The sequence below is a fragment of the Halobacillus kuroshimensis DSM 18393 genome (genome assembly GCF_000425705.1).
GTDB lineage: Bacteria > Bacillota > Bacilli > Bacillales > Halobacillaceae > Halobacillus > Halobacillus kuroshimensis.
On record NZ_AUDY01000011.1, the window covers coordinates 97,583 to 120,884 of the forward strand.

Below are 23,302 nucleotides of genomic sequence, written 5' to 3' on the forward strand. Positions count from 1 at the left end.
TAAAACATGGCGAAAGCATCAAAGATAGCAAAAGAGAAAAAGAGACAGGCGATGGTAGCGAAATACGCGGACTTGCGGAAAGAGTTGAAAGAGAAGGGCGACTATGAAGCCCTTCGAAAGCTGCCTCGTGATTCTTCCCCTACACGTTTGAAAGGCCGCTGCGAAATAACCGGCAGGCCCCGGGGGTATATGAGAAAGTTCAATATGTCCCGTATTGCTTTCAGAGACTACGCCCACAAAGGCCAGATCCCTGGTGTGAAAAAAGCCAGCTGGTAATGGAAGGTGCATGGTTTTCTCCCGTTTTATTGAAGCGGAAGAAACCATGCGTTTTTTTATGTCTGAATAAAGTATGGACGCATCATTTCATAGTCCTCATGCTCTAAAATATGGCAGTGCCACACAAATAAACCAGGGTAGGGGCCAAAGCGCATCATAATCCTTGTTACTTCTCCGGGACGGGATCGAACGGTATCCTTCCAGCCTCTTTCATTCAAATCCGGAGCGGCACGCGGTCCTGTAAGGATGATCTTTCCTTCCTGTTTAAAAACATCCACATCGAAAGGCTGGCGGTCAAGGATTTGGAAACGGACCAAGTGAAGGTGGATCGGGTGGATCGCTTCTGTTTCATTGACGATGCTCCACACTTCCGTCTGTCCGAGCTTTGGAACTTCAGTAACGGGATCCGACCATAAGTGGTCATCCAACAGGTGAATATTCCGTCCGTATGAATCTTTCCGCATGCTCAGTTTCAGTGTCCGGGTTCTGTCCACGTGTGTAAACTTTGGAACAGGAGCGAGCCATCCAGGGATGGAGCTGTGATCACCGCATGACAGATTCTCGTTGACTCGGAACTGCATAATCGTTCCAGTCGTTTCAGGATCCGCTTTTTCACCCTTGGTTTCGAAATTGTTCTCCAAAATAATGGTTTTTCCATAACAAGTGGAGAAATCAATGATCACATCCGCTCTTTCGGCAGGTGCTAATACGAGAGCGGGGACGCGGACCGGGGTCTCAAGGAGTCCCTGATCTGTGCCGATTTGGATGAAAGGTGCTCCGTTGGAAAGGGAAAACCGGTAGATCCGGGCATTGGATCCGTTCAGCATCCGGAATCTGTATTTTCTAGGTTCAACATTTAAATAGGGCCAGACTTTCCCATTTACTAAAATGGTGTCTCCGTAAAAATCAGGGATGACCGAGGGAGTGGGTGCCGTTTGAGGCTGGGCTGGCCTTGATGGATAGAAAAGGCTGCCATCCGCCCGGAACGAACGGTCCTGGATGATCAATGGGAGATCGAAGGGACCGCAGGGAAGGTTCAGTCGGGCTTCATTTTCATCATGGACGATATACATGCCTGAAAGACCAGCGTAAATGTTGAGACGGGTAATCCCCATGGCATGGTCGTGGTACCAAAGGTTTGCTGCGTCTTGATGATTGGGGTAGGTGTACATTCGATGAGAAAAGTAAGGGCCTGCTTTTTTAAAGTGACGGGTGAACCATGCTTCAGGGTAGCCATCACTGGTATCCGGCGTCACTCCTCCATGCAGGTGTACGACTGTCCGTACTTCCGGCTGGCTTTTTTCTGCTCCATGAACCGTCGTATCAATGGGGAGAAAATGACGCTCAGGAAGCTCATTTTTCCATAAGACGTGGATCGGCTGATGCTTCCAGACGTGAAATGTCGGCCCTGGATACTGCCCGTTGTAGCCCCACACTTTTGTAGGAGGGAGGTCTCGGTGCAGCTTCTGGAATGTTTGCTTCATTGTCACTTCAAAATAGGGGACACCGTGAAGACAGCCTGCCGGACGCATGGTTTTCATGATGGGAAGGGGATCGACGAACTTTTTTAACATACGAATCGCTCCTATGCGTTGCTTGGTTCTTCTAGTTTATTGAACGAGGAAGAGAATTACGCCTCATGTTCAGACAGCGCCTTTCCATTCATCCATGTATCCCAAATTGATAAAATGTATGACTACTGATAACATTATGGGAAAATGGACAAAAATGAGGGGACGTATATGCCAAGGGTATCGAAGCGGCAGAAACTGCTGGAAGCAGCGGCAATGATTGTGAAGGAGCAGGGAAGCGATGCATTGACATTGGATGCCGTTGCAAAAAAAGCGGAAGTCAGCAAGGGCGGGCTTTTGTATCACTTTTCAACAAAGGAAGCTCTAGTGAAAGCGCTTGTCCAGCACATGAATGATATCTACAAAGAGAACGTGGAAAGTTTTGTGGACGAAGAAGATGATGAAGTCGGAAAGTGGGCACGGGCATTCATTAAAGTGCTCCACGACAAAAGTATAGAAAACCAGACGATCAGTGGAGGGATGCTGGCCGCTCAAGGCATCAATCCTCAACTCATGAAGCCTTTACAGGAGACTTATGCTGACTGGCAGTATCATATGGAACATGATGGACTCGATCCTGTCGATGCCACCATTCTGCGTCTTGCTGTAGACGGATTATGGCTGTCTGAAATTTTCGGCCTCGGTGTTTTACCCCAGACGCTTCGAGAGCAGGTGCTTGAACGGTTGGAAGAACAAAGCCGGCCTAAATAAAAATCACCAGATCCCAACAAGGGACTGGTGATTTTTTTATGCGTACGTTTTTTGTTTGTTATCGCGTTCCTGAAATACTTGTCGAGCCTGTGTCAGCGCATTGATTACAGAGGGGAATCCAACATAAGGAATCAACTGCATCATCGCTTCTACAATTTCTTTTTCCGTAAGCCCTGCGTTAAGGGCGGTATTGATATGAAGTTCGAGCTGGGGGAGACTTCCGCTTCCTTGAGTGACAAGACTGGATAAGACTGTAAGTGCGCGCCCTTTCTTATCCAGGTGATCCCGGTTGTAAATATCCCCGTAAGCAAACTCAATGATATATTTTCCGAGATCCGGGGAGATATCTTCCAACGCTTTCATCAGTTCAAAGTGATTGGTTCCTTTTTCTTCGTCTGTATATTCTCTTAAAATCTCCAATCCTTGTTCATATCGTGATTTCATCGGTTCGTAATCCCTCCTTTTAAGATGCCTTTTTGTTTTCTTTTTCTTCCGCTGCCCGGTCCTCGTTGACCATTTTGATGAAGGACCATCCAAGAATCGGCAGGATGACAAGCAGTGGGAAGCCTCCGACAATGCTGATGGTCTGTAGTGTCGTCAATCCACCCATATTCATGAAAATCATTGGAAGGATGGACAATGCCAGAGCCCAGAACAGGCGGTTCCATTTAAGTGGTTCTCCTTCGACCCGTTTTTGAACGACGGAAGCAATGACATACGAACCGGAATCATAGGTTGTCGACAAAAAGATCGTCGCCAGTAAAATAAACACAATGATTGCAAATGTGGCTAATGGAAGCTCGGTTAATGTTCCGATGATGGCTGCAGGTGCCCCTTCATTATTTAATGTTTCAATAACAGGGTATTGCCCACTCAGCTCCAGGTACATCGAGTAGTTTCCTAGAATCCCGAAAAAGAGAATCGTTCCCAGGCTTCCAAATAAGACCGTTCCAAAAGCGACCTGACGGATGGTCCGTCCTTTGGAAATCCGGGCGATGAACAAGCCGACGAATGGGGCATAAACGATCCACCACGCCCAATAGAATACCGTCCAGCCTTCCGGAAAACCGGTCCGTGTAAAGGAGGCCAGGTCGTTAAAGGGTTCCGACCACATGCTCATGAGGAAGAAGTTATCCATCATGCGGCCGAGGGCGGTGCCGGTTGTTTCTGTGATGAAGGTGGTCGGTCCAACGATGAAAATGAATAGGAGAAGTAGAAACGCCAGCCATAAGTTGATGTCACTTAATACCCGGATTCCTTTCTGCAGCCCGGAATAGGCACTGAGTCCGAAGATCAGTGTGCAAATCACTAGTACAACGGATTTCGTCATCATTGTATCAGGCAGGCCTACAAGATGATTCAGTCCGGATGAAATGATAGGAGCTGACAGAGCGAGACCGGTTCCGCCTCCACCAAGCAGTCCGAACATGAAGAGAATATCCACGAGTCGGCCGACCCATGTATCTGTATATTTTCCTAAAACGGGACGGCATGCTTCACTGATTTTGAATACATCGGTTTTTTTGACATAAAACATGTAGCCGATAGGAAGGGCTGGTATGGCAAACATTGCCCAGGCGATCGGTCCCCAGTGGAAAAACCCATAGGTCGATGCCCACTGGATCGCTTCGCTGGATCCAGCTTCAATTCCGAATGGGGGTCCCTGATAATAGTAGGCCCACTCAATGACACCCCAGTAAAGAATCCCTGTTCCAATTCCACTCGTGAACAGCATCGCTGCCCAGGAGCCGGTTTTGAATTCTGTTTTTGTATCCGCATCTCCCAGCTTGATATCACCATAGCGGCTCACTCCTATGAATAAGAGGAAGAGCAGCATGACTAAGCCTACGGATAAGAATAGGAAACCGAGCCTCTGGGTAACGATTTCGTTTGCAGCCAGGACGATTTCCTTTCCTTGTTCCGGAAAGATAAGAAGAGGCAGTGAAACGAACAAAAGTAGTGCCAGGGCCCCTCCAAACGTTTTCCAATCCATGATTTGTTTTTTCATATAGAAATCCTCCTTAAGAAAAAGTCCGTTATGAATTTGATAATCCGATGTAAACTTTACAATCCGGACGGTTTTGTTTCAATGGATGGATAGGGTCGTATAAGGGAGAATGTCCGTACATATTCAAGGAATGACGATCTGGGTCCGTTTATTTGATGTTTTTTATTTAGTGTGTGCTTTGATAATAGTTTTAAAAGTTTATAAAGAAATTTTTGTACGATTGAATCATTGGTACAGAAGGGATGGAAAGGGATTTTTGATCCCTGGTGGATAAGGGAAATATTGAAAGAGATTTGAAACTGAACAGTCCGGATGGTATAGTTTAAACTGGATGATCAAACAAACCAATTCAAAGGAGGACCTTTGGAATGAAAAATAAAGTATTGTTAACTTCTGCGGTCACAGGAGCGGGAGATACGATGAAGAAAAACCCCCACGTCCCTGTGACACCGAAGGAAATTGCAGCATCTGCGATTGAATCAGCTAAAGCGGGAGCTACGGTTGCCCACGTACATGCCCGGGATCCGCAAACGGGAGGCATCAGTCATGATGTGGACCACTATCGTGAAATCGTCGACCGGATTCGTGAATCAGAAACGGATGTCATCATCAATATTACGTCCGGTGGAGGCGGGGATTTCATCCCGAGCTTGAGCACACCTGCCGCGGGCGGAGACGGTACAGATATCCAGACGCCGTCTGAGCGTCATGCGCCTGTCGGTGAACTGCTTCCTGAAATGTGTACGCTCGACTGCGGCAGCACGAACTTCGGAGACATGATTTATATGAGTCCGACAGAATGGCTTCGCGAACAGGCGGAATTGATCCAGGAGAGTGGTGTGAAGCCTGAACTGGAATGCTTTGATACCGGTCATATTCGCTTTGCCAATCAATTGGTGCAAGAAGGGTTAATCGACGGCGATCCGATGTACCAATTCTGTCTTGGGATTCCGTGGGGAGCGGCGGCTGATGCAGAGACGATGATGTATATGAAGAACCGTATTCCGGAGAATGCCCATTGGTCAGCGTTTGGAATCGGGCGTATGCAGATGCCGATGGCTTCTCAATCAGCGATGCTCGGTGGAAACGTCCGTGTCGGCCTGGAAGATAATATTTATCTTTCCAAAGGCGTTCCTGCAACGAATGAACAGCTGGTCGACAAGGCTGTAGGTATGCTCCGCGGCCTGGATCTTGAGCCGATGAGCCCACAGGAAGCGCGTGAATATCTCAATCTAAGAAACCCACATGGAGGGAAATAATGTTGTCTATAAAACAAGCTGCCATTGTCGGAACAGGAGTTATCGGAAACGGCTGGATCGTTCGTATGCTTGCTCAAGGATATGATGTGATCGCAGCAGATCCAGCAGAAGGAGCAGAAGAACGGATGAGCCGGGCTGTTGAGCAGTCCTGGCCTTATGTGGAAGCACTCGGTCTTGCTGAGGGGGCTTCCAAAGATCGTTTAACATTCGTAAAAGATACAGAGGAAGCGGTGAAAAACGCGGACTTTATTCAAGAAAATGTGCCTGAAGTGGAGGAACTGAAGCAGTCAGTGCTGCAGACGATTGACAAACACGCTAAGCCGGATGCGATTATTGGTTCAAGTACGTCGGGCATTATGCCTTCTGAACTTCAAGAGCATCTACTGCATCCGGAACGATTTGTCGTGGCACACCCGTTCCATCCTGTGTATATCCTGCCTCTTGTAGAAGTAGTAGCAGGAAAACAGACGACAGACGAGAATGTAGATAAAGCGAAAGCTTTTTATGAAAGCTTGAATATGAGTGTCCTGCTCGTCCGCCATGAAATTGAAGGTCATATTGCAGACCGCCTGATTGAAGCGATTTGGAGAGAGTCTCTTCATATCGTTAATGAGGGAATTGCGACAACGGAAGAAGTCGACAAAGCCTTCACCCACGGTGCGGGTATGCGCTATGCCCAGTACGGTCCATTCCTGACGTTCCACTTAGCGGGAGGCGAAGGTGGTATGCGTCACATGCTGAAGCAGTTCGGCCCGGCCTTGAAAAAGCCGTGGACGAAGCTTGAGGCACCGGAACTTACGGACGAATTGTATGACAAAGTCGTGTCCGGGTGTGAGCATCAGTCCAATGGCATGTCGATGTCTGAACTGGATCAGAACCGCAACGAATTTTTAGTGAAGCTGTATGATCTTGTACAGGAATACTGGCCGAAAGAACAGACCGCTGTCAAACGGTAAAGGAGGAGGATTTATGGAACAATCCTTTCATTATAAAGACCGCGTGCTGCCGGAGTGGGTGGACTATAACGGGCACATGAACGATGCTGAATACAACCGCGCCTTCAGCTTAGCGACAGATGCATTTATCGATTATATCGGACTGGACGAAACGGCGAGAGACAACTACGCGTATACGATCTTCACATTGGAAACGCATATCTGCTATCTGAAGGAAATGCATGAGGACGAGCCATTTGAAATCACCGCCCGTGTTCTGGACTATGATTCCAAACGTATTCATTTGTTTTTAACGATGAAGAATCAACATGGTGAAATAACTGCCACGCTTGAAGAAATGCTGATGGGTATGGATCAAAGGACAGGCCGCCCCTCTGCTTTTCCTGATGATGTGGAGCAGAAAATTCGTTCTGTGTATCAGATGCATGCGGATCAGGAGCATCCGAAGCAGGCCGGTCGTACGATCGGTATTCGGAGGAAATAAATAAAGACCTGGTTATTTTTATAACCGGGTCTTTTTGTATGGGTGATTTCCCGTGGTAAAGAAGTGTGTTGATGAAGGCGGTTAGAACAGTCCCGCTACATTCCTAATAAAATACTGCTGGGCCAGGCGATATCCAACAGGCGGCTTAACACAGTCATGACGAATAAAGCGATGCCTGTTGAATAGAAAGCCTTGAATAAAGGGAAATTCGATTCGATTAACAAAAATGCGATTAAATAAGCAGCAGAAGCGATGAATAAACCGAAAAAGAAGATACTGATTACATAACCGACCACCCAACCGGTATAAATCAACGGTTTTAGAATCATAACTGAATGAGAAGCTTCGTTTTTACGTTTGATCAGTTTCATGATTTCTGTTATCAGATAGATGCCGGAAACAACACTGCCGGCAATCGAAACATACAAGGGGAAAAATTGGGCCAGTCGGGAAAAAGTAAGAGCGGTTACGGCTGCCCAGACGAAAGCTGCAAAAATACAAAAAGTAAAAATGATATTTAATGTTTGTTTATTCATCTTATACCTCCTGATTTTGTAAATTGCTGCTGATTTTTTTCATGATGCTTCCACCTGTAAGAAGGATGACAATCAGGGCACCTATAGTAATCACGATAGGATTGCTGAGCCATTCCCATCCGTACCTCTCAATGGAAATCCAGTAATAACGTTCTGCGGATATCGCTAGTACAAACCCAATCAGCAGAGGAGGTCTCGGCCAATCCAGCACAGTCATGATATAACCGAGCAGACCAATAACAATAAATGCGATAATGTCCCCCCATGCAAAGTTACTTTGATAAGCACCGATCAGCAAAAGAATGGTTAGAAAGGGGACCAGTTTTTCACCGGGAATTAAACTCAGTTTGGCGATAGGTTTGACCAGCGTCATGCATAAAATGGCTCCAATGATATTTGCAATAACGAGGGTCCATACGATAGATAAGGTCAGAGGCAGCTCTGTTGTCAGCATTCTTGGGCCTGCTTCCAAGCCCATGAGAATAAGACCACCGAGCAGGATCGCGGTTGTTCCGCTGCCTGGAATGCCGAAAAGGAGCGTCGGGATGAGTGCGCCGCCTTCCTTGGCATTGTTGGCGCTCTCGGGTGCAATCACACCTCGGATGTCTCCTTCACCAAACTTACTGTTTTTCACTGTCTTTTTTCCTGCTCCATAAGCCAGCCAATCAACAACACTGCCGCCTAAACCGGGGATGAATCCGATTAAGCTTCCGAGTACAGCACTTCGAAAAACTAAGAGTTTGTTTTTTAACGCATCGCCTACGCCTTTCAGCACGCCGCCTTTTAATTGACTTGCCTCTGCCACGCTCCCTTTATGTGTGAGCATGGTTATGAGGATAGGAAAGGCGAAGATCGCAAGAGCAACAACAGGAAGAGAGAGCCCGTTGGAAAGATAGAGGAAGTCAAACGTATATCGATATTCCGTAATCGCCGGCGCACTTCCGATCGATCCGATCATTAAACCGATCAGCCCGGACAGGGCGCCTTTGGCAGGCGAATCCCCAGCAAGCAGGCCGGCCATGCTTAATCCGAGCATTGTGAGCATAAATAAAACGGGTGAATTAAAGCTGGTAATCAGCGGTGCGGCGAATGGAATCGCCAGGTAAAGGACAACGCCTCCAATAATTCCGCCGATCATCGAACAAAATAAAGCAGCTCCCATTGCCCTTGACGCTTCCCCCTTTTTCGCCAGCGGAAAGCCGTCCATGATTGTAGCCTGTGAACCGGAAGATCCGGGGATCCCGAGCAGGACCGACGGAAAGGTGTCTCCTGTATGAACGACGGCGACCATCCCGATTAATAAAGCCATCCCGATGAAAGGATCCATCCCAAAAATAAACGGAAGTAAAAGAGACATGCCGACCGTTCCGCCCAACCCCGGCAGCAGTCCAACGACAATTCCTAAACCGATGCCGAGGCAGGTGAACAAAATCCTCGACGGGTCTAAAACAATACGCAACGCTTCCAATGCGCTATCAATCATAATATCCCTCGCTCCTATAGTTTTCTGCCATCAACTCCATGTTCATCTAAAAGAAACTGGTAGACCCATTCAATGGTTTTCTGGTTCGTATTTTCCTCTAAATTTTCAATTCTTTTTTCTAAATCGTCCTGGGTGTATATGTCATAATTCTCAAGGATGGAGGAGGACTCCTTCTTGAAGTCTTCATCCTCAACTAAGCGGTTGGCTGCTTTTTTTAATTTTTCTTTTGCACTTTCTGGAGCACTTTTATGGACCCATATGATTTTCTGAAGGGTATACGTTGCATTGAGGAAGTGCTTATAAGTTTCCCATGCTTGTCCTTCAGGTTCGGCCCCGTGAATATCCTTGTAGACTTCTTTGATGGTAGGAAGTTCAGGGAACTGTGGATCCCGGACGACTTCACCGGTTTCATCAATCTGTCCTAAGCTGTAGAGTGGTATGGCTTTCCCATCCTTTACTTTAGGTTCAATATTCTGCTTGTATGCTGTAGTTGTTTGAAAATCAATGTTGCTTTCCCCTTGTTCAAAAGCCACCCTTGCCGGTCCTCTTCCTTCGTACCCAAGGACGGCTTTCGAATCAATGTCCAAGACTTCAAATGATATTAATGTGGTTAGATCCAGGCCTGTCGGTGACATGCCGGCGTAATAAAGCTTTTCTTTAACCTGATCTAATTCGTAACCGCTCTCAATATCCAAATCTGCTGAGCCATAGACGACACCGCCTGTAGGCGCCCCGACAAGAGGGGTCAATTCATCGAAGCTGTATTGAACGGAAGATTGATTCAGTAAGTAAGGGATATGTGTGGAAGCACTGGTGGCGACTAAGTTGGTTCCGTCCTTTTCATATGAATTCACGTATTCATTCGTTCCAGTAATGCTTCCACCGCCCGGGACGTTCTCAATTTGAATACCGGGCTGGTTTTCAATGTGACCGGAGAGGGGGTTGGCGATGAATCTCGCAAATACATCCGTACCGCCTCCAGAATTATAAGGAACGACCATGGTCAGCAGGTCATTGTTGAAACCTTCTTCATCATTCTTACTGTTTCCATTTGAAATGACCATGGAGATCGGTTGGCACCCTGCTAAAACAAGAGTGAAAACCAGCAGGTAAGTAAGCGCATACATTTTCTTCACCGGCATGTCCTCCTTCTTTTATTTTTGTTGTCATAAGATTATAAAAATTAAAGCCATAAGTAAAATAGGTAAATGTTATTACTACCCATAAATATTTTTTATATCTTAACAGTCTGCTGTTTGATTAGAAATTCGATAAAAGCTTTAACGATCTTTAGCTGGGTTAGGTCAGTCCTATACATCAACCACGTGTCCCTTAGCACTGGTTCTCCATTTTTGTATTGCAATCCTTCTGTATAGAGATCATCAGCAGGAGTCAGGCAGATTTCAGGAACGACAGAGAAACCAAGGCCGTGCTTGACCATCTCTTTACTCGTTTCTTGTCTGTCCACTTCCATTGCTGTTAAAGGGGATTGGGAAAATTGATCGTTCCACCAGCGGCTGATCAACTGTTTGAGCGAATTGTCCGTTTTGTAATAAATAAAGGGAAGCTGGGGTAGTTCTTCCAGTGAAATACGGTTCTTGGATATGATGTACAACTGCTCTTTTGTTAACAGGGATTTTTCACCTTCCCAGTCATAATCACCTCTTAAAATTCCCAGATGGATGTGAGATTGATTTAATAAATTCATAATTTCAGTACTCCACCCTGTCTGTACCTTGAATTGTATATTCGGGTAGGAAGCAGAGAATTTTTTTAAGAGGGCGGGGAGTTTGTATTGGGCGAAATTACTGGAAACCCCGATTCTGAGCGTCCCCCGGACTTCGTTACCGATGTTGAAAATGTCGTCTTTTAAAATGAGAAAGTCCTTGACCTGCTCCTTCGCATATTCAACGAGGTATTCACCTTCAGAAGTAAACTCAATACCTTTCTTTGTCCGGAAAAAGAGTTTGGTCTGAAAAGCTTCTTCCAATTGTTTTAATCGGTAGCTGAGAGCAGGCTGAGTAATAAAAAGTTTTTCCGCAGCTTTTGTTAAGCTTTTTTCTTCGGCAATAGCCCCTAAAATCTGCCAGTCTTTTTGGTCCATTTGTTCATATCCTCCTTTTAATATAAAAAATCTTTATATGCTTCTATATAATATTTTGATTTTTCTTATAATTAACCTCATTGTACGCTATAGGTAATATTTGGACAATGCTTGAAGGAGGGCATGAAAAGTGAACAAGGTACCGATTACTTTAATGCGTGGAGGAACAAGTAAAGGGGTTTTCCTGCAGAAAAAGGATCTTCCTGCGCAAAATGAGGAAGTTGAGCGTTTCCTCCTTGATATTATGGGAAGTCCCGACCCGAACCAAATAGATGGGGTGGGGGGAGCGAATTCTTTAACGAGTAAAGTCGCCATTATTGAACAGAGCTCCAGTCCCGCATATGATATTGAATACACATTTGCCCAGGTCAGTCTTTATGATCAAATGGTGGATTTCAAAGGCAACTGTGGGAATATATCCTCAGCCGTAGGTCCATACGCCATTACAAAGGGGCTGGTTTCCCCGGAAGAACCGGTTACAAAGGTAAGGATCTTTAATACAAACACACAGAAAATCATCACAGCAGAGGTAGAAGTGGAAGACGGAAAGGTTAAAACCGAAGGAGACTATTCAATTCCAGGTGTGCCGGGCAGCGCGTCTCCGATCTTTTTAGCGTTTGAAGACCCTGAAGGAGCCGTTACGGGGCAAGTTCTTCCTACTGGAAAAGCATTGGACTCGCTTTATTGTTCAGTGGGGGAGATCAGTGTATCCATCGTAGATATCGCCAATCCTCTCGTGTTTGTCCGTGCTCATGATGTAGGGCTCCGCGGTGATGAATTGCCGGAAGAGTATTCCAAGGAGCAGATCACTTTGTTGGAAGAGATACGCTCAACTGCAGCAGAAAAATGTGGCTTTGCTTCCAAAACTGAGGCGACAAGGTTGTCTCCGGCTACTCCTAAATTAGCCTTGATCGCTGAACCCCATGACTATACCGATTCTTCCGGTGGACTCCATAAAGCAGAGGATTTCCATGTATTAGTGAGAATGATGTCGATGCAGCGCCCGCATAAGGCGCTGGCCATCACTGGTGCAGTATGTATTACGGCTGCCAGTAAGGTGGAAGGGACTATTCTTTCAGACATAATCGCTCGAAGTCAGAATACCATTGCAATCGGACATCCTGCTGGGGTTATGGAAACCATTTATCAAGATTTACCGCTGTCTGTTAAAGTGGGCCGGACCGCGCGTCTGCTGATGGAAGGTATCGTCTATACGAAAAGTCACTATCATCCGTCTGCTATGTAACCGCTGATCTGTTGTGATCTTTACTGAAAGCCTCTTAAGAGATGGTAAATCTCTTGAGAGGTTTTTATTATTTTCACAGGTGCACCAAAGGAAGTGGAAAGAACCTTCCAAAGGTTTACCATGCAAGGATGAAATAACTTTGTATAGATGTGTGGTTACATAGATCGTTTTCGATGGATAAGTGGATTGCCAAATGGGGGATCTTATGATTAAATAAGATTACATTTCACAAAAAGTAATCATTACTATTTAACCTGTTGAATAAACATGCCTGGAGCGGAATCATTAGAGGTGAACGAAAAAAATTTCGTTGTTTTTAAAGCGTAATGATTACTCTTAATGAGTTTTCATCCGTGCGGATGACCGGTGGAACGATTCGGATACCGGTGAACAAATCCAACGGTAAAGTAAAGGAGATCGATGTTGATGTACAAATGGATCATTATTGGCGGTGGTGTACAGGGGTGCTGCGTGGCGAGGCGGCTTCTTCAAGAAAAAGCAGGGAATGAAGATTTATTAATTATCGATCCATTTCCAGGACCTATGCACGTGTGGCAGACGTTAACGAAAAAGATCGGGATGTCTCATTTACGATCCCCCTCTGTCCATCACCTGGATATAGATCCTTATAGTCTGAGCAAATACTCCAAAGGACACGATTTTGCCCAGCCTTTCCGAGGGAAGTATGCCAGACCTCAATTGGATTTGTTTAATCGACACAGCCTGGATGTCATGGATGAAGTAAATCTCGAGGAAAGCTGGAAGCAGGGGACGGTCAATGGAATGACTAAAGGACACAATCATTGGAACATCTCTCTTGAGGACGGGACTGAGGTCCAAAGTGAGAGGGTCGCCCTGGCTGTGGGGGTTAATCATATTCCCCATTATCCAGAGTGGGCAAATAAAAAGGAGATGCCTGTCAGCCATGTATTTGATATGCAGACCCCTGTGCCTGACGAAGGCCGTGTTATCGTTGTTGGAGGTGGCATGACGGCGGCTCATCTTGCTCATACGTTGTCGAACAAAAGCGGTATCTCATCGGTTTCTTTAGTGAAGCGCCACCCATTCCGAGTGGAGGATTTTGACAGCGATCCTGGGTGGCTGGGTCCGAAGTTTTTAAAAGGCTATGAGAAACTGACCTGCTATGACCAACGCCGGCGTGTTATTCATCAGGCGAGGCATAAAGGCTCTATTACGAGAGAGCTGCATGTGCAGCTGAAACGGCAGATGCGCGCCTCCAGGCTGGACATTCATACAGGGGAAGTGGAGAAAGCGGTGACGGTGGAAAACGGCGTCGGACTTCAATTAAAAGATGGAAATCTTGTATCCGCTGACTCTATCGTTCTGGCTACCGGAGCGGAAACGTGCCTTCCGGGTAAGGCATGGATGGACCCTCTCATTGAACAGGTCGGTCTGCCGTGCGCGCCCTGCGGGTTTCCTGTTGTTTCAACTACATTGGAATGGAAGAATGGGTTATATGTAGCAGGAGCTCTTGCAGAACTGGAAATCGGACCGGCGGCGAGAAATATAGCTGGTGCGAGAAAATCAGCGGAGCGGATTGTAACGTCTGCCTGATATAAAAAGTCACAGCCGTCAGGGGCTGTGACTTTTTGTTATCCGCCAAATTCTAAGTCTTCATAGACGTACGGTTCCGGAGGTGTCTCGATCGGTTTGATCGCTTCCGGTTGAATGAGAGGAAGCTCCCATCCGTTCATCTGTACTTTTTCGAGTGTTCCTGTCACTTCCACCCATGTATCATTTTTGTACTGACCAAGGTTCTCCCCTTGAACGAGAATGCCGTAAATCCCTGCATCAGCTACACAGCAGCTGATTCCGAACCGCCCTACGACAATCTGGTCATCCGGGAACTTGTCATCCCGGAATACGAATCCATGGGTCGTAAGTTTTTTCCCCACATAATCGTCCATGCCGTCTTCCATCAATGTAATTGTTCCGATGTAGTTGTCGGCATTCATTTGAAGGTGGTTCTTTTCCTGCAGCTCCTTAAATAACTCGGGATATCTTTTCTCAGGAGTCAGGATGGCCGCGTTTTCCACCTCTCCGCCTGCACCTTCCTGATTTAAACCCTCCCCTTCACCATTATCATTCATAGAAGAAGGGTCATTCATATCGGACGGATCAGCGTCTGTGCGCATCTCATATTTGAATCCTTTATTGGAAGCTGCTGAACTTCCAATCACATGGTCGGAAAACATCATCCCGGTCATTACAGGGATAATGAATAATAAGTAAATAACAGTGGATCGGAGTCTGGATTTGGAGTAATCATGGTCGTGCCCGCATCCACAGTCATGATCCTGCTCTTCAAACCCACTTTTAAAGAATTGAATACTCCCAAGAACCCCCAATACGATTAAGGTGAAATACATGTAAGGCATCATGCGGGGAGCAATAAACTTTTGGATATCTCCTGAAATCATAAGCTTAATAAGAAATAATACAAATCCGAATAAAATGATGCTTCTCAAAAATTGATGGGAAGGTCGGTTCATGATCCTCCTCCTTTATATAAAGAATGCGTCATACCACAGGCTCACGGCGTATACGACAACCGTTACGATCACTAAAAAGGCAAGAACAAACCTTTTTTTGAAATAAGCCAGCATTAAAATCGTGTTTTTTAAGTCGGTCATGGGTCCATAAACGAGAAAGGCAAGAATAGAGGTCGAAGAAAAGAGTCCTTTAAAAGAAGAAGCGACAAAGGCATCAGCCTCTGAGCACAAGGATAGAATGTAGGCAAGTCCCATCATCACCGCTGGTCCGGCCAGTGCTCCATTCCCAATATCCATTAATGTTTCCCGTGCAACATAAGTTTGAACAATTCCGGCGAATAAGGCTCCAATTATGAGAAACTTCCCCATATCGAAAAATTCATCACTGGCATGCTGGAACGTTTCGGCAATTTTACCTGACCGATCGTTGTCGTTGTCATGGGTATGCTGGTGCTTCGCGGCTTCTGTTGTTTTTTTATTCAGCTGCCAGCGATTGCCGAAAAATTGATAAATGACAGCCCCTACAAGCAAGGAAACGATGAAGGCCAGTCCCATTCTTGCCCAGGCAATACTGAGGTCGGTCTGAAAGGCATAAAACGTCGACAAAAAGACGATGGGATTAAGGACAGGGGCGGAGACAAGGATGACAATCCCTACATGAAGCGGCATCCCTTTTTGGATCAGTCTTCGTACAATCGGAACAATCGCGCATTCACATACCGGAAAGACAGCGCCAATGGCAACGGCAGGGAACAGAGCCAGATAAGGGTTGGCGGGTATGTATTTTTTAAGTGTTTCTTCTTTCAAAAATGTTTGAATTACTGCAGATATAAATACACCAAGAAGTACGAAGGGGATGGCTTCCAATACAATGCTGATGAACATCGTGTTTAAATCTAATAAAGAGGGTGGGATGGAAAACATGTTTTCAAAAGGAATGGTATCACCAAATAAAAAAAGAGCGAAAAAAATCACTAATAAAAAATAAATCATACTGGATGGCGGAGAATGATCCTGGTACAAATAAAGTCCTCCTTTACATTTCGGTTTATAAATCGTAATGATTTCGATTATACACATATACTATTAACCGGAATTTCATAGACTTTGTCAATACTAGATACAAGAAAAGTATATGATAGAAATATGAGGTTAATTCGTATTGATTACAATTTGATCAATAGAGATTGGGGGGATAACGGTAAACGAAGCACACATTCCAGCATGAAATCATGATCACATATTTTATTTTGTGAATCTCTGTAAATAAGAAATTGGACTACCGTAATTTGGTAAAATGAAAGGTGTAGAAAATGATTGGAGTGAGAGGGATTATGACCAAACAAAAATGGGGAATCCTATTTGTCGTGGCAAGCGCAACCGCAATGATAATCAACTTGGTATACTTCAAGTCAGGAGACTATTATGATGTTATCCGGATCCTTTCCTACGCTGTGTTCATCATAGGGTCACTTATGATTCCCACCTATGCAAAAGCTGAAAAAAAGACGGATTCCTAATCAAAGGGAGTTCGTCTTTTTTTATTTATGTAACCGCATACAATTGTTCGTTCTCCATAAAGAACTAAACTTTTCATAAATGTTATAAACTTATTATAAACTTCAAAATAACAATCAATAGTAAATTTTTTCTAAGTATCGCCTATCCCAGGCGTGGGGCACATTCAGCGTATAGTGAATACTTTTGTAAACCTTTTCATTTTGAGGGTGATGTTTTAAAAGTCAGGATTCAGAGAAATGTATAGCTAAGATTTCACATTTACCTATTTATAGAAGTTCAAAGGCTGAAGGAGGGAGCAGAAGCTTTCAGGAGGTAATCGATATGGAATGCATTCCATATCATTCAAGCAACGGACTTTTATAGTCATCGAATTTAAGAGAGGATGTTCCAAGCAGATGAAACGAAGTCGGACGTATATTATATTCTTATCAGTCATTGCGGCATTGGGAGGGCTGCTGTTCGGCTATGATACAGCTGTTATTTCTGGTGCAGAACAATCTCTGGAAGTCTACTTCATAGATAGTTTAGGATTGAGTAAATTATTTCAAGGGTTGACGGTTTCCAGCGCGTTGATTGGCTGTATCGCAGGTGGGTTGATCAGCGGGATGCTGTCCGACCGGATTGGACGAAGGAATTCGCTGATCGTCGCAGCTGTATTGTTTTTCATTTCCGCACTCCTTTCCAGTTCACCGGAGTTTCTATTCTTTACTAAAGGTGAACCGACCATGGGTCTTTTCATTATGTTCAATATTTATAGAATTATTGGTGGTATCGGCGTAGGGCTTGCATCCGGACTGGGACCGTTATATATCAGTGAGACGGCTCCGGCGAAAATCCGAGGGAAATTGGTAACCTTATATAACCTGGCTATTATTTTCGGGATGCTGGTCGTATACATTATTAATTGGAGAATTGTATCGGGACAAAGCATGAGCTGGATCAACGATATTGGGTGGAGGTATATGTTTGCTTCAGAAGCCATCCCGGCTCTGCTGTTCTTCGGACTGTTATTCCTCGTGCCAGAGACTCCGCGTTATCTGGTCATGAAAAATAAGGATAAAAAAGCGATGAATATTCTTGAGAAAGTGAATGGCTCGGAAAAGGCAGCCAAGGATATCTATAAAAATATCAGACAGGCTGTCGACAAGATGGATAAAACGAAAACGAGCATTTTCTCCTATGGGAAAATGGTCGTGTCGATAGGGCTGTTGCTCGCAATCGCTCAGCAATTTGTGGGTATTAATGTGATTCAATATTATGCACCGCGGATTTTCTCTAATATGGGCGCCTCTACGGACAGTTCCATGCTGCAGACAATCTTGATCGGGGTCGTGAACTTCATTTTTGTTTTGATCGCTCTTTTATTCGTTGAAAAGGTTGGACGAAAACGACTGCTTCTCATCGGTTCTGTCGGAATGGCGGTAGGGATGTTCGGGATTGCTGCTTTAGCTTTCGCCGGCTCGATGGGCGTTGGTGCGCTGATTTCCATCCTTGTCTTCGTAGCCTTCTATAACTTGTCTTTCGGTCCGCTTACATGGGTGCTCGCATCAGAACTGTTCCCGAATAAAATCCGTGGTCAGGTCATGGCATTGACTGTGGCGGTGAACTGGGGAAGTAACCTGCTCGTCTCAACGACGTTCCCGACGCTTCTTGAAATGGGAGCAGGTTTCACATACGGTCTCTACGGCCTGATGTGTGTGCTATCCTTTGCTTTCGTCTGGAAGCTTGTTCCGGAAACGAAAGGGAAGACGCTCGAAGAAATCGAGCAGTACTGGCTCAGCAAGCAGAAGAAAAAACAAACCAAAGAAATCGGCGTGAAGAAGCTGAGCGGAAAAAAGGTATCCTGGTAATATCATAGAAAAAAGGACGCTGAACAAACCTTGGAGGTCGGTTCAGCGTCCTTTTTTTGAGGGGGAATCCTGTTTCTTCTATTACTGATACTGCGGAACTTGGAGTGTATGACGAACGGATGCTTGAGCAGCTGCCAGCCGGGCGGAAGGGACCCGGAAAGGTGAGCAGCTTACATAATCCATCCCAAGGTTAAAGCAGAACTGGATGGATGTCTTTTCGCCACCGTGTTCTCCGCAGATGCCGGTTTTTAAAGACGGCTTCGTCTGCCGGCCCAGCTTCACTCCGTTTTCTACCAATTTTCCGACACCATCCTGATCCAGTGATACGAACGGATTTTGTGGAAGGACATCGTTTTCGACGTAATGGTGAAGGAATTTCCCTTCTGCGTCATCCCGGCTGAACCCGAATGTGGTCTGGGTCAAGTCGTTCGTTCCAAAGGAGAAAAAGTCGGATTCCTGTGCGACCTGGTCGGCCGTTAACGCGGCTCTCGGAGTTTCAATCATTGTTCCGATCAAGAATTGAAATTTCTCTCCTTCCTGCTCTTCCACCTGCCGGCTGATGTTCAGGACGAGTCGGCGCATGTCTTTCAGTTCGTTAACGTGGCTTACTAAAGGAATCATGATTTCGGGGATGACCGTGATTCCTTTTTTCATAACATTGGCCGCGGCTTGGAAGACAGCTCTGACCTGCATTTCATAGATTTCAGGGTGGATCATGCCAAGACGACAGCCGCGGTGGCCGAGCATTGGATTGGATTCCTCCAGAAGCCGCACTTTCCGCAGCATGTTTTTCTTCGTCTGCAGTTCCTCCGCGTCAGGGTTCGTGCAGGAAAGTCTTGTGACATCTACGAGCAGCTCTTCTTTATCAGGGAGGAATTCGTGGAGCGGTGGATCCAACAAGCGGATCGTAATTGGATGTCCCTGCATCACTTCAAAGATTTTCTCGTAATCTTCCTGCTGCATCGGCAGCAGCTTATCCAATGCTTCATTCCGTTCCATGTCCGTTTCAGACAAAATCATATCCTGCACCGTCGGCAGCCGGGAGGCGTCCATGAACATGTGCTCGGTCCGGCACAACCCGATTCCGTCGGCCCCGAACTCCAAGGCTTTGGCAGCATCGACTGGATTGTCGGCGTTGGCCCGCACCCCCATCTGAGCTTCCTCGTCCGCCCATTGGAGGAGAAGCTGGAATTCATCGGATAGTTCCGGCTCAATCATTGGGATGGCCCCGTCGAAAATTTCACCAGTGCCTCCGTCGATCGTGATCAGATCGCCGTGCTTGATCGTTACAGATCCTGTGGTGAACTGTTCGGTTTCCAGATCAATCTTGATGGAGTCACAGCCGCAGATGCATGCTTTCCCCATGCCTCTGGCGACAACGGCCGCATGACTTGTCATTCCGCCGCGGCTTGTGACGACAGCTTGTGCTGCTACAATCCCGTGAATATCATCCGGTGTCGTGTCCGGGCGGACGAGGATGACCTTCTTTCCTTTTCCGGCCAGTTCTTCGGCTTCATCCGCATCAAAAACGACCTGTCCGGAGGCAGCACCCGGGGAGGCCGGCAGTCCTGTCGCGATTTGAGGACGCCCGTGTCCTGGGTCAATGCGGTGGTGGAGGAGCTGGTGAAGCTGATCCGGATCTACGCGCAGCAGGGCCTCGCGGTTGTCCATAATCTGCTCCCGTACCATCTCAACGGCAATCCGGATGGCGGCTTGAGCTGTGCGTTTTCCTGTGCGGGTCTGCAGAATATATAGATTTCCGCGTTCCACCGTGAATTCGATATCCTGCATATCTTTATAGTGATTTTCTAACAGATTACACGTGTCCTCCAGCTGTTGATAGACCTCCTGCATGTCGTCTTCCAGGCTGGCGATGGGCTGAGGGGTACGGATGCCGGCAACGACGTCTTCACCCTGGGCATTTATCAGGTATTCTCCGTATAACTTCGCTTCGCCGGTGGACGGATTGCGGGTGAACGCTACACCTGTACCGGAATCTTCGCCCATGTTACCGAAAACCATACTCTGGACATTGACGGCTGTTCCGAGGTGGCCTGGGATTTGGTTAAGACGGCGGTATAAAACGGCACGCTGATTGTTCCAGGAATCAAAGACAGCCCGGATAGTGAGAAACAACTGTTCCTTCGGGTCCTCCGGGAATGTCCGGTCGGTCTGGGCGCTGACGATGGATTTAAAATCTTCGATGATGCCTTTCCAATCCTCTGCAGTGATTTGCGTATCGGATGTGTATCCATTTTCAGTCCGTGCGTTTTCGAGACGCTGCTCAAAATGATAGTGATCCACTTTTAACACAACATTACTGAACATTTGAATGAAGCGGCGGTAAGAGTCATAGGCGAAACGGGGGTTTCCGGTCAATTCGGCCATCCCTTTGACCGTGTCATCATTCATGCCCAGGTTCAAAACGGTGTCCATCATCCCGGGCATTGAATGAACCGCGCCGGAACGGACAGACACGAGAAGGGGATTTGATGGACTGCCCAACTCCTTACCTGTGGTCCCCTCCAGTTTTTTCAGCGCATCAAGCACCTGTCCCTCGACTTCTTCAGGGAGCTGCTGGCCGGAGTCGTAGTAGGAGCGGCATGTATCCGTCGTGATTGTAAACCCGTAGGGCACTGGCAGACCGATCTTCGTCATTTCGGCCAAATTGGCTCCTTTTCCTCCCAGTAACTCTTTCCCTGCATGTTTAAGCTGATCGAACATGAAAACAAACGTCTTATCCATCACGCAAAACTCCCCCTCTTGTTATAGAGATCTAAAATAATATCAGCCGTTTCTTCGATGGCTTTATTAGACACATCGATAATTGGGCAGCCGATACGTTTCATAATATTTTGAGCGTATTCCAGTTCAGTCAGGATCCGGTTCAGAGACGCATAATTAGCAGGACCGGTAAGTCCGAGGTTTTTCAAGCGTTCTTTACGGATGTCGTTCAACTTCTCAGGAGTAATGATCAGGCCGATGCATTTGATTCCCGGAATTGAAAAAAGTTCTGGTGGTGGCGGAATCTCCGGAATCAGCGGGACATTGGCCGTTTTAATTTTCTTATTGGCTAAATACATCGATAGAGGAGTCTTGGATGTCCGGGAAACGCCGACGAGAACAAGGTCTGCCTGGTTCAGGCCTCTAGCTTCCTGCCCATCATCGTATTTCACAGCGAATTCAATCGCTTCAATTCTCTTGAAGTAGTCTTCGTCCAGCTTTCTGATCTGTCCTGGTTCACAGGTGGGTTCCATTTGAAACTTTTGAGAAAACACACCCATGAGCGGATTCATCATATCTACAGCCGTAATTCCTTCTTCTTCCGCACGCTGGTCAAGATAATGTTTGAGAGTGGGCGTGACGATCGTATAGGCGATGATGGAAGGATTGTACTTGGCTAATGTGATGACATTATTCATTTCCTGCTTATTCTGCACATAGGAAAAATGTTTCATGATGATATCCTGCCCAGTAAATTGACTCATGACTGTCTTAATCATAAGATCGGCGGATTCCCCCGCGGAGTCAGAGACAATGTATACCGTTATTTGTTTAGTCACAAAACCTCTCCCTGCTTGGTTAATGGCCGCAGTATCCGTGGATGTAGGAGTTATTTCGCTGTTCTTTTCAGGATTGCGACTTAATATGACACACTAATGATCATAATTAAGTTAATGTGTCATACTATTTATGAATAGTATGATATCACCATTCTTATGGAGTTACAATAGGAAGATTTTTTATAGAGATGTCTGATGGTTTTCATCATAGTAGGAAAAGGAGGAGAGAGTGTATATATAAAAAAAGCCGGCCTTTGCAGCAGCAGACCGGCTTTTGTATATTTTATTTTATCCATTCATCAATCAAATCCTGGTTTTCTTCCACCCATTTTTCAGCTCCATCAGCAGGTTCTTCACTGTCTTCCACGTAAGTGATCAACTCGCCGATCTGCTGGTCATTCATTTTCCAGTTTTTCAGCCATCCGCTCACTTCCGGATAATCCTCATCAAATGCAAGTCGTGTCGCATGGTGGATTTTTTCAACACCGCCATACGTGTTTTTAGGATCTTCAAGGAACTTCAGATCATATTCGGAGAAAATCCAGTGGGGGCTCCATAGCGGAGCGACAATCGGTTCTTCTTCTTTCACGGCATTCCCGATTTCTGCGAGCATGGCAGATTCAGAGCTTGGCAGTAGTTCATAATTCAAATCATAGTCTTCAATCAACTGTTCCGTCACTTCCATCGTCCCTGCACCCGGTCCGAAGCCTGTAATCTGGCTGTTGAATAAGTCTTTATGTTCGTTCAGGTCCTCTACACTATTCACTTCTTCCATATAACTCGGAACAACGAGCCCGACTTTCGCATTGTCAAACCATGCAGCTTCAGAAAAGTTCACATCATCTTTATACTTTTCCAGGTAGTTCGCATCCTGGACGGGCAGCCAGATTTCAAGGCTTGCATCAAGGTCGCCGCTTTCCAATGCTTTCATTGTACTGCCCATGTTCAGGTTGTTGAGTTTAACTTGATAGCCCTCGTCCTCCAGAATCACCTTCCACATGTTGGTCACAGCAATATTTTCCGCCCAGTTGATTTGACCGATGGAAATCTCCTGATCACCGCTGTCCGTCGATTCTCCATCTGCACTTCCGCAAGCAGAAAGGAAGGCAATGAAGAGCATGGTGCCTAATAAACTTAATCCCTTTGTCCACATTTTCATGTTAAAAACTCCTCTTTTAAGTATTGTATATGAATTCCAATATACGCTTAATTAAATTTGTT

General features: G+C 46.0%; 21 protein-coding genes. 9 read left to right on the forward strand and 12 right to left on the reverse strand.

Features of this window, described 5'->3' with window-relative positions; translation table 11 throughout:
• Nucleotides 1-6: 6 nt before the first annotated feature.
• Nucleotides 7-276 (forward strand): 30S ribosomal protein S14, encoded by a 270-nt coding sequence (rpsN, locus tag H615_RS0113215; RefSeq protein WP_027955595.1) that lies wholly within the window; start codon nucleotides 7-9, stop codon nucleotides 274-276.
• A 56-nt stretch (nucleotides 277-332) separates the two neighbouring features.
• Here rpsN and H615_RS0113220 read toward each other — a convergent pair whose 3' ends face one another.
• Entirely contained in the window at nucleotides 333-1,850 is a 1,518-nt protein-coding gene (locus tag H615_RS0113220) for a multicopper oxidase family protein (protein ID WP_035532211.1), read from the reverse strand.
• 168 nt (nucleotides 1,851-2,018) lie between these two features.
• On the opposite strand from H615_RS0113220, the gene H615_RS0113225 reads away from it, so the two are divergent.
• Nucleotides 2,019-2,558 carry a TetR/AcrR family transcriptional regulator gene (locus H615_RS0113225; protein ID WP_027955597.1) on the forward strand — a complete coding sequence of 180 codons (540 nt, stop codon included), beginning with the start codon at nucleotides 2,019-2,021 and terminating at the stop codon, nucleotides 2,556-2,558.
• Nucleotides 2,559-2,594: 36 nt separating this feature from the next.
• Here the strand turns inward: H615_RS0113225 and H615_RS0113230 are convergent, their stop codons facing one another.
• Nucleotides 2,595-3,002 (reverse strand): carboxymuconolactone decarboxylase family protein, encoded by a 408-nt coding sequence (locus H615_RS0113230; protein ID WP_027955598.1) that lies wholly within the window; start codon nucleotides 3,000-3,002, stop codon nucleotides 2,595-2,597.
• A 19-nt stretch (nucleotides 3,003-3,021) separates the two neighbouring features.
• A complete protein-coding gene (locus H615_RS21365; RefSeq protein ID WP_051254705.1) occupies nucleotides 3,022-4,566 on the reverse strand; it encodes a BCCT family transporter in 1,545 nt (514 codons plus the stop codon).
• Nucleotides 4,567-4,934: 368 nt separating this feature from the next.
• Between H615_RS21365 and H615_RS0113240 the strand changes: the two genes are divergently transcribed.
• Genes H615_RS0113240 through H615_RS0113250 form a run of 3 tightly spaced genes read left to right on the forward strand, consistent with a single transcriptional unit; the run spans nucleotide 4,935 to nucleotide 7,265 of the window.
• Nucleotides 4,935-5,825, forward strand: coding sequence for a beta-keto acid cleavage family enzyme (locus tag H615_RS0113240; protein ID WP_027955599.1), 891 nt, complete (start codon nucleotides 4,935-4,937; stop codon nucleotides 5,823-5,825).
• Between the two features lie 8 nt (nucleotides 5,826-5,833).
• Entirely contained in the window at nucleotides 5,834-6,781 is a 948-nt protein-coding gene (locus tag H615_RS0113245) for a 3-hydroxyacyl-CoA dehydrogenase NAD-binding domain-containing protein (RefSeq protein WP_280513307.1), read from the forward strand.
• Between the two features lie 13 nt (nucleotides 6,782-6,794).
• Nucleotides 6,795-7,265 carry a thioesterase family protein gene (locus H615_RS0113250; RefSeq protein WP_027955601.1) on the forward strand — a complete coding sequence of 157 codons (471 nt, stop codon included), beginning with the start codon at nucleotides 6,795-6,797 and terminating at the stop codon, nucleotides 7,263-7,265.
• 95 nt (nucleotides 7,266-7,360) lie between these two features.
• Here H615_RS0113250 and H615_RS0113255 read toward each other — a convergent pair whose 3' ends face one another.
• From H615_RS0113255 to H615_RS0113270, 4 genes are all read right to left on the reverse strand, one after another.
• Nucleotides 7,361-7,801, reverse strand: a complete 441-nt coding sequence (locus H615_RS0113255) for a tripartite tricarboxylate transporter TctB family protein (RefSeq protein ID WP_027955602.1) — start codon at nucleotides 7,799-7,801, stop codon at nucleotides 7,361-7,363.
• Nucleotide 7,802: 1 nt separating this feature from the next.
• On the reverse strand, nucleotides 7,803-9,284 hold the full coding sequence (locus H615_RS0113260; protein ID WP_027955603.1) for a tripartite tricarboxylate transporter permease: 1,482 nt from the start codon (nucleotides 9,282-9,284) through the stop codon (nucleotides 7,803-7,805).
• A gap of 14 nt (nucleotides 9,285-9,298) precedes the next feature.
• Nucleotides 9,299-10,411 carry a type 2 periplasmic-binding domain-containing protein gene (locus H615_RS0113265; RefSeq protein ID WP_244877763.1) on the reverse strand — a complete coding sequence of 371 codons (1,113 nt, stop codon included), beginning with the start codon at nucleotides 10,409-10,411 and terminating at the stop codon, nucleotides 9,299-9,301.
• Between the two features lie 107 nt (nucleotides 10,412-10,518).
• Nucleotides 10,519-11,388, reverse strand: coding sequence for a LysR family transcriptional regulator (locus H615_RS0113270; RefSeq protein WP_027955605.1), 870 nt, complete (start codon nucleotides 11,386-11,388; stop codon nucleotides 10,519-10,521).
• A 130-nt stretch (nucleotides 11,389-11,518) separates the two neighbouring features.
• Between H615_RS0113270 and H615_RS0113275 the strand changes: the two genes are divergently transcribed.
• Both H615_RS0113275 and H615_RS0113280 read left to right on the forward strand, forming a co-directional pair.
• Entirely contained in the window at nucleotides 11,519-12,634 is a 1,116-nt protein-coding gene (locus H615_RS0113275) for a 2-methylaconitate cis-trans isomerase PrpF family protein (protein WP_027955606.1), read from the forward strand.
• A 426-nt stretch (nucleotides 12,635-13,060) separates the two neighbouring features.
• Nucleotides 13,061-14,209, forward strand: a complete 1,149-nt coding sequence (locus tag H615_RS0113280) for an FAD/NAD(P)-binding protein (RefSeq protein WP_027955607.1) — start codon at nucleotides 13,061-13,063, stop codon at nucleotides 14,207-14,209.
• Nucleotides 14,210-14,247: 38 nt separating this feature from the next.
• Here H615_RS0113280 and H615_RS0113285 read toward each other — a convergent pair whose 3' ends face one another.
• Entirely contained in the window at nucleotides 14,248-15,147 is a 900-nt protein-coding gene (locus H615_RS0113285; RefSeq protein WP_027955608.1) for a TIGR03943 family putative permease subunit, read from the reverse strand.
• Between the two features lie 12 nt (nucleotides 15,148-15,159).
• Nucleotides 15,160-16,140 (reverse strand): permease, encoded by a 981-nt coding sequence (locus H615_RS0113290; protein ID WP_027955609.1) that lies wholly within the window; start codon nucleotides 16,138-16,140, stop codon nucleotides 15,160-15,162.
• A 341-nt stretch (nucleotides 16,141-16,481) separates the two neighbouring features.
• On the opposite strand from H615_RS0113290, the gene H615_RS0113295 reads away from it, so the two are divergent.
• Nucleotides 16,482-16,667, forward strand: coding sequence for a hypothetical protein (locus H615_RS0113295; RefSeq protein WP_156896490.1), 186 nt, complete (start codon nucleotides 16,482-16,484; stop codon nucleotides 16,665-16,667).
• A gap of 396 nt (nucleotides 16,668-17,063) precedes the next feature.
• Complete coding sequence (gene xylE, locus H615_RS21370; protein ID WP_035532302.1) at nucleotides 17,064-18,518, forward strand: D-xylose transporter XylE; 1,455 nt, start codon at nucleotides 17,064-17,066, stop codon at nucleotides 18,516-18,518.
• A gap of 81 nt (nucleotides 18,519-18,599) precedes the next feature.
• On the opposite strand, the gene ppdK is transcribed toward xylE, so the two are convergent.
• The 3 genes from ppdK to H615_RS0113315 all read right to left on the reverse strand — a co-directional run bounded on the left by ppdK (nucleotide 18,600) and on the right by H615_RS0113315 (nucleotide 23,240).
• Nucleotides 18,600-21,263, reverse strand: coding sequence for a pyruvate, phosphate dikinase (gene ppdK / locus H615_RS0113305; RefSeq protein WP_027955611.1), 2,664 nt, complete (start codon nucleotides 21,261-21,263; stop codon nucleotides 18,600-18,602).
• The gene (locus tag H615_RS0113310; RefSeq protein WP_027955612.1) at nucleotides 21,263-22,081 is read right to left on the reverse strand and encodes a pyruvate, water dikinase regulatory protein; all 819 of its coding nucleotides are present in this window, start codon (nucleotides 22,079-22,081) and stop codon (nucleotides 21,263-21,265) included. The genes ppdK and H615_RS0113310 overlap by 1 nt, the downstream gene beginning before the upstream one ends.
• A gap of 283 nt (nucleotides 22,082-22,364) precedes the next feature.
• On the reverse strand, nucleotides 22,365-23,240 hold the full coding sequence (locus H615_RS0113315) for a glycine betaine ABC transporter substrate-binding protein (RefSeq protein WP_027955613.1): 876 nt from the start codon (nucleotides 23,238-23,240) through the stop codon (nucleotides 22,365-22,367).
• Between the last annotated feature and the right edge of the window lie 62 nt (nucleotides 23,241-23,302).

Excerpts from the sequence above, each read along its gene's own strand:
- H615_RS0113280 (WP_027955607.1), top strand. The coding sequence starts at position 13,061 with ATGTACAAATGGATCATTATTGGCGGTGGTGTACAGGGGTGCTGCGTG.
- H615_RS0113315 (WP_027955613.1), bottom strand. The coding sequence starts at position 23,240 with ATGAAAATGTGGACAAAGGGATTAAGTTTATTAGGCACCATGCTCTTC.
- H615_RS0113225 (WP_027955597.1), top strand. The coding sequence starts at position 2,019 with ATGCCAAGGGTATCGAAGCGGCAGAAACTGCTGGAAGCAGCGGCAATG.
- H615_RS0113295 (WP_156896490.1), top strand. The coding sequence starts at position 16,482 with ATGACCAAACAAAAATGGGGAATCCTATTTGTCGTGGCAAGCGCAACC.
- H615_RS0113285 (WP_027955608.1), bottom strand. The coding sequence starts at position 15,147 with ATGAACCGACCTTCCCATCAATTTTTGAGAAGCATCATTTTATTCGGA.
- H615_RS21365 (WP_051254705.1), bottom strand. The coding sequence starts at position 4,566 with ATGAAAAAACAAATCATGGATTGGAAAACGTTTGGAGGGGCCCTGGCA.
- H615_RS0113220 (WP_035532211.1), bottom strand. The coding sequence starts at position 1,850 with ATGTTAAAAAAGTTCGTCGATCCCCTTCCCATCATGAAAACCATGCGT.
- rpsN (WP_027955595.1), top strand. The coding sequence starts at position 7 with ATGGCGAAAGCATCAAAGATAGCAAAAGAGAAAAAGAGACAGGCGATG.
- xylE (WP_035532302.1), top strand. The coding sequence starts at position 17,064 with ATGAAACGAAGTCGGACGTATATTATATTCTTATCAGTCATTGCGGCA.
- H615_RS0113230 (WP_027955598.1), bottom strand. The coding sequence starts at position 3,002 with ATGAAATCACGATATGAACAAGGATTGGAGATTTTAAGAGAATATACA.
- H615_RS0113270 (WP_027955605.1), bottom strand. The coding sequence starts at position 11,388 with ATGGACCAAAAAGACTGGCAGATTTTAGGGGCTATTGCCGAAGAAAAA.
- H615_RS0113265 (WP_244877763.1), bottom strand. The coding sequence starts at position 10,411 with ATGTATGCGCTTACTTACCTGCTGGTTTTCACTCTTGTTTTAGCAGGG.
- H615_RS0113250 (WP_027955601.1), top strand. The coding sequence starts at position 6,795 with ATGGAACAATCCTTTCATTATAAAGACCGCGTGCTGCCGGAGTGGGTG.
- H615_RS0113290 (WP_027955609.1), bottom strand. The coding sequence starts at position 16,140 with ATGATTTATTTTTTATTAGTGATTTTTTTCGCTCTTTTTTTATTTGGT.
- H615_RS0113255 (WP_027955602.1), bottom strand. The coding sequence starts at position 7,801 with ATGAATAAACAAACATTAAATATCATTTTTACTTTTTGTATTTTTGCA.
- H615_RS0113260 (WP_027955603.1), bottom strand. The coding sequence starts at position 9,284 with ATGATTGATAGCGCATTGGAAGCGTTGCGTATTGTTTTAGACCCGTCG.
- H615_RS0113240 (WP_027955599.1), top strand. The coding sequence starts at position 4,935 with ATGAAAAATAAAGTATTGTTAACTTCTGCGGTCACAGGAGCGGGAGAT.
- ppdK (WP_027955611.1), bottom strand. The coding sequence starts at position 21,263 with ATGGATAAGACGTTTGTTTTCATGTTCGATCAGCTTAAACATGCAGGG.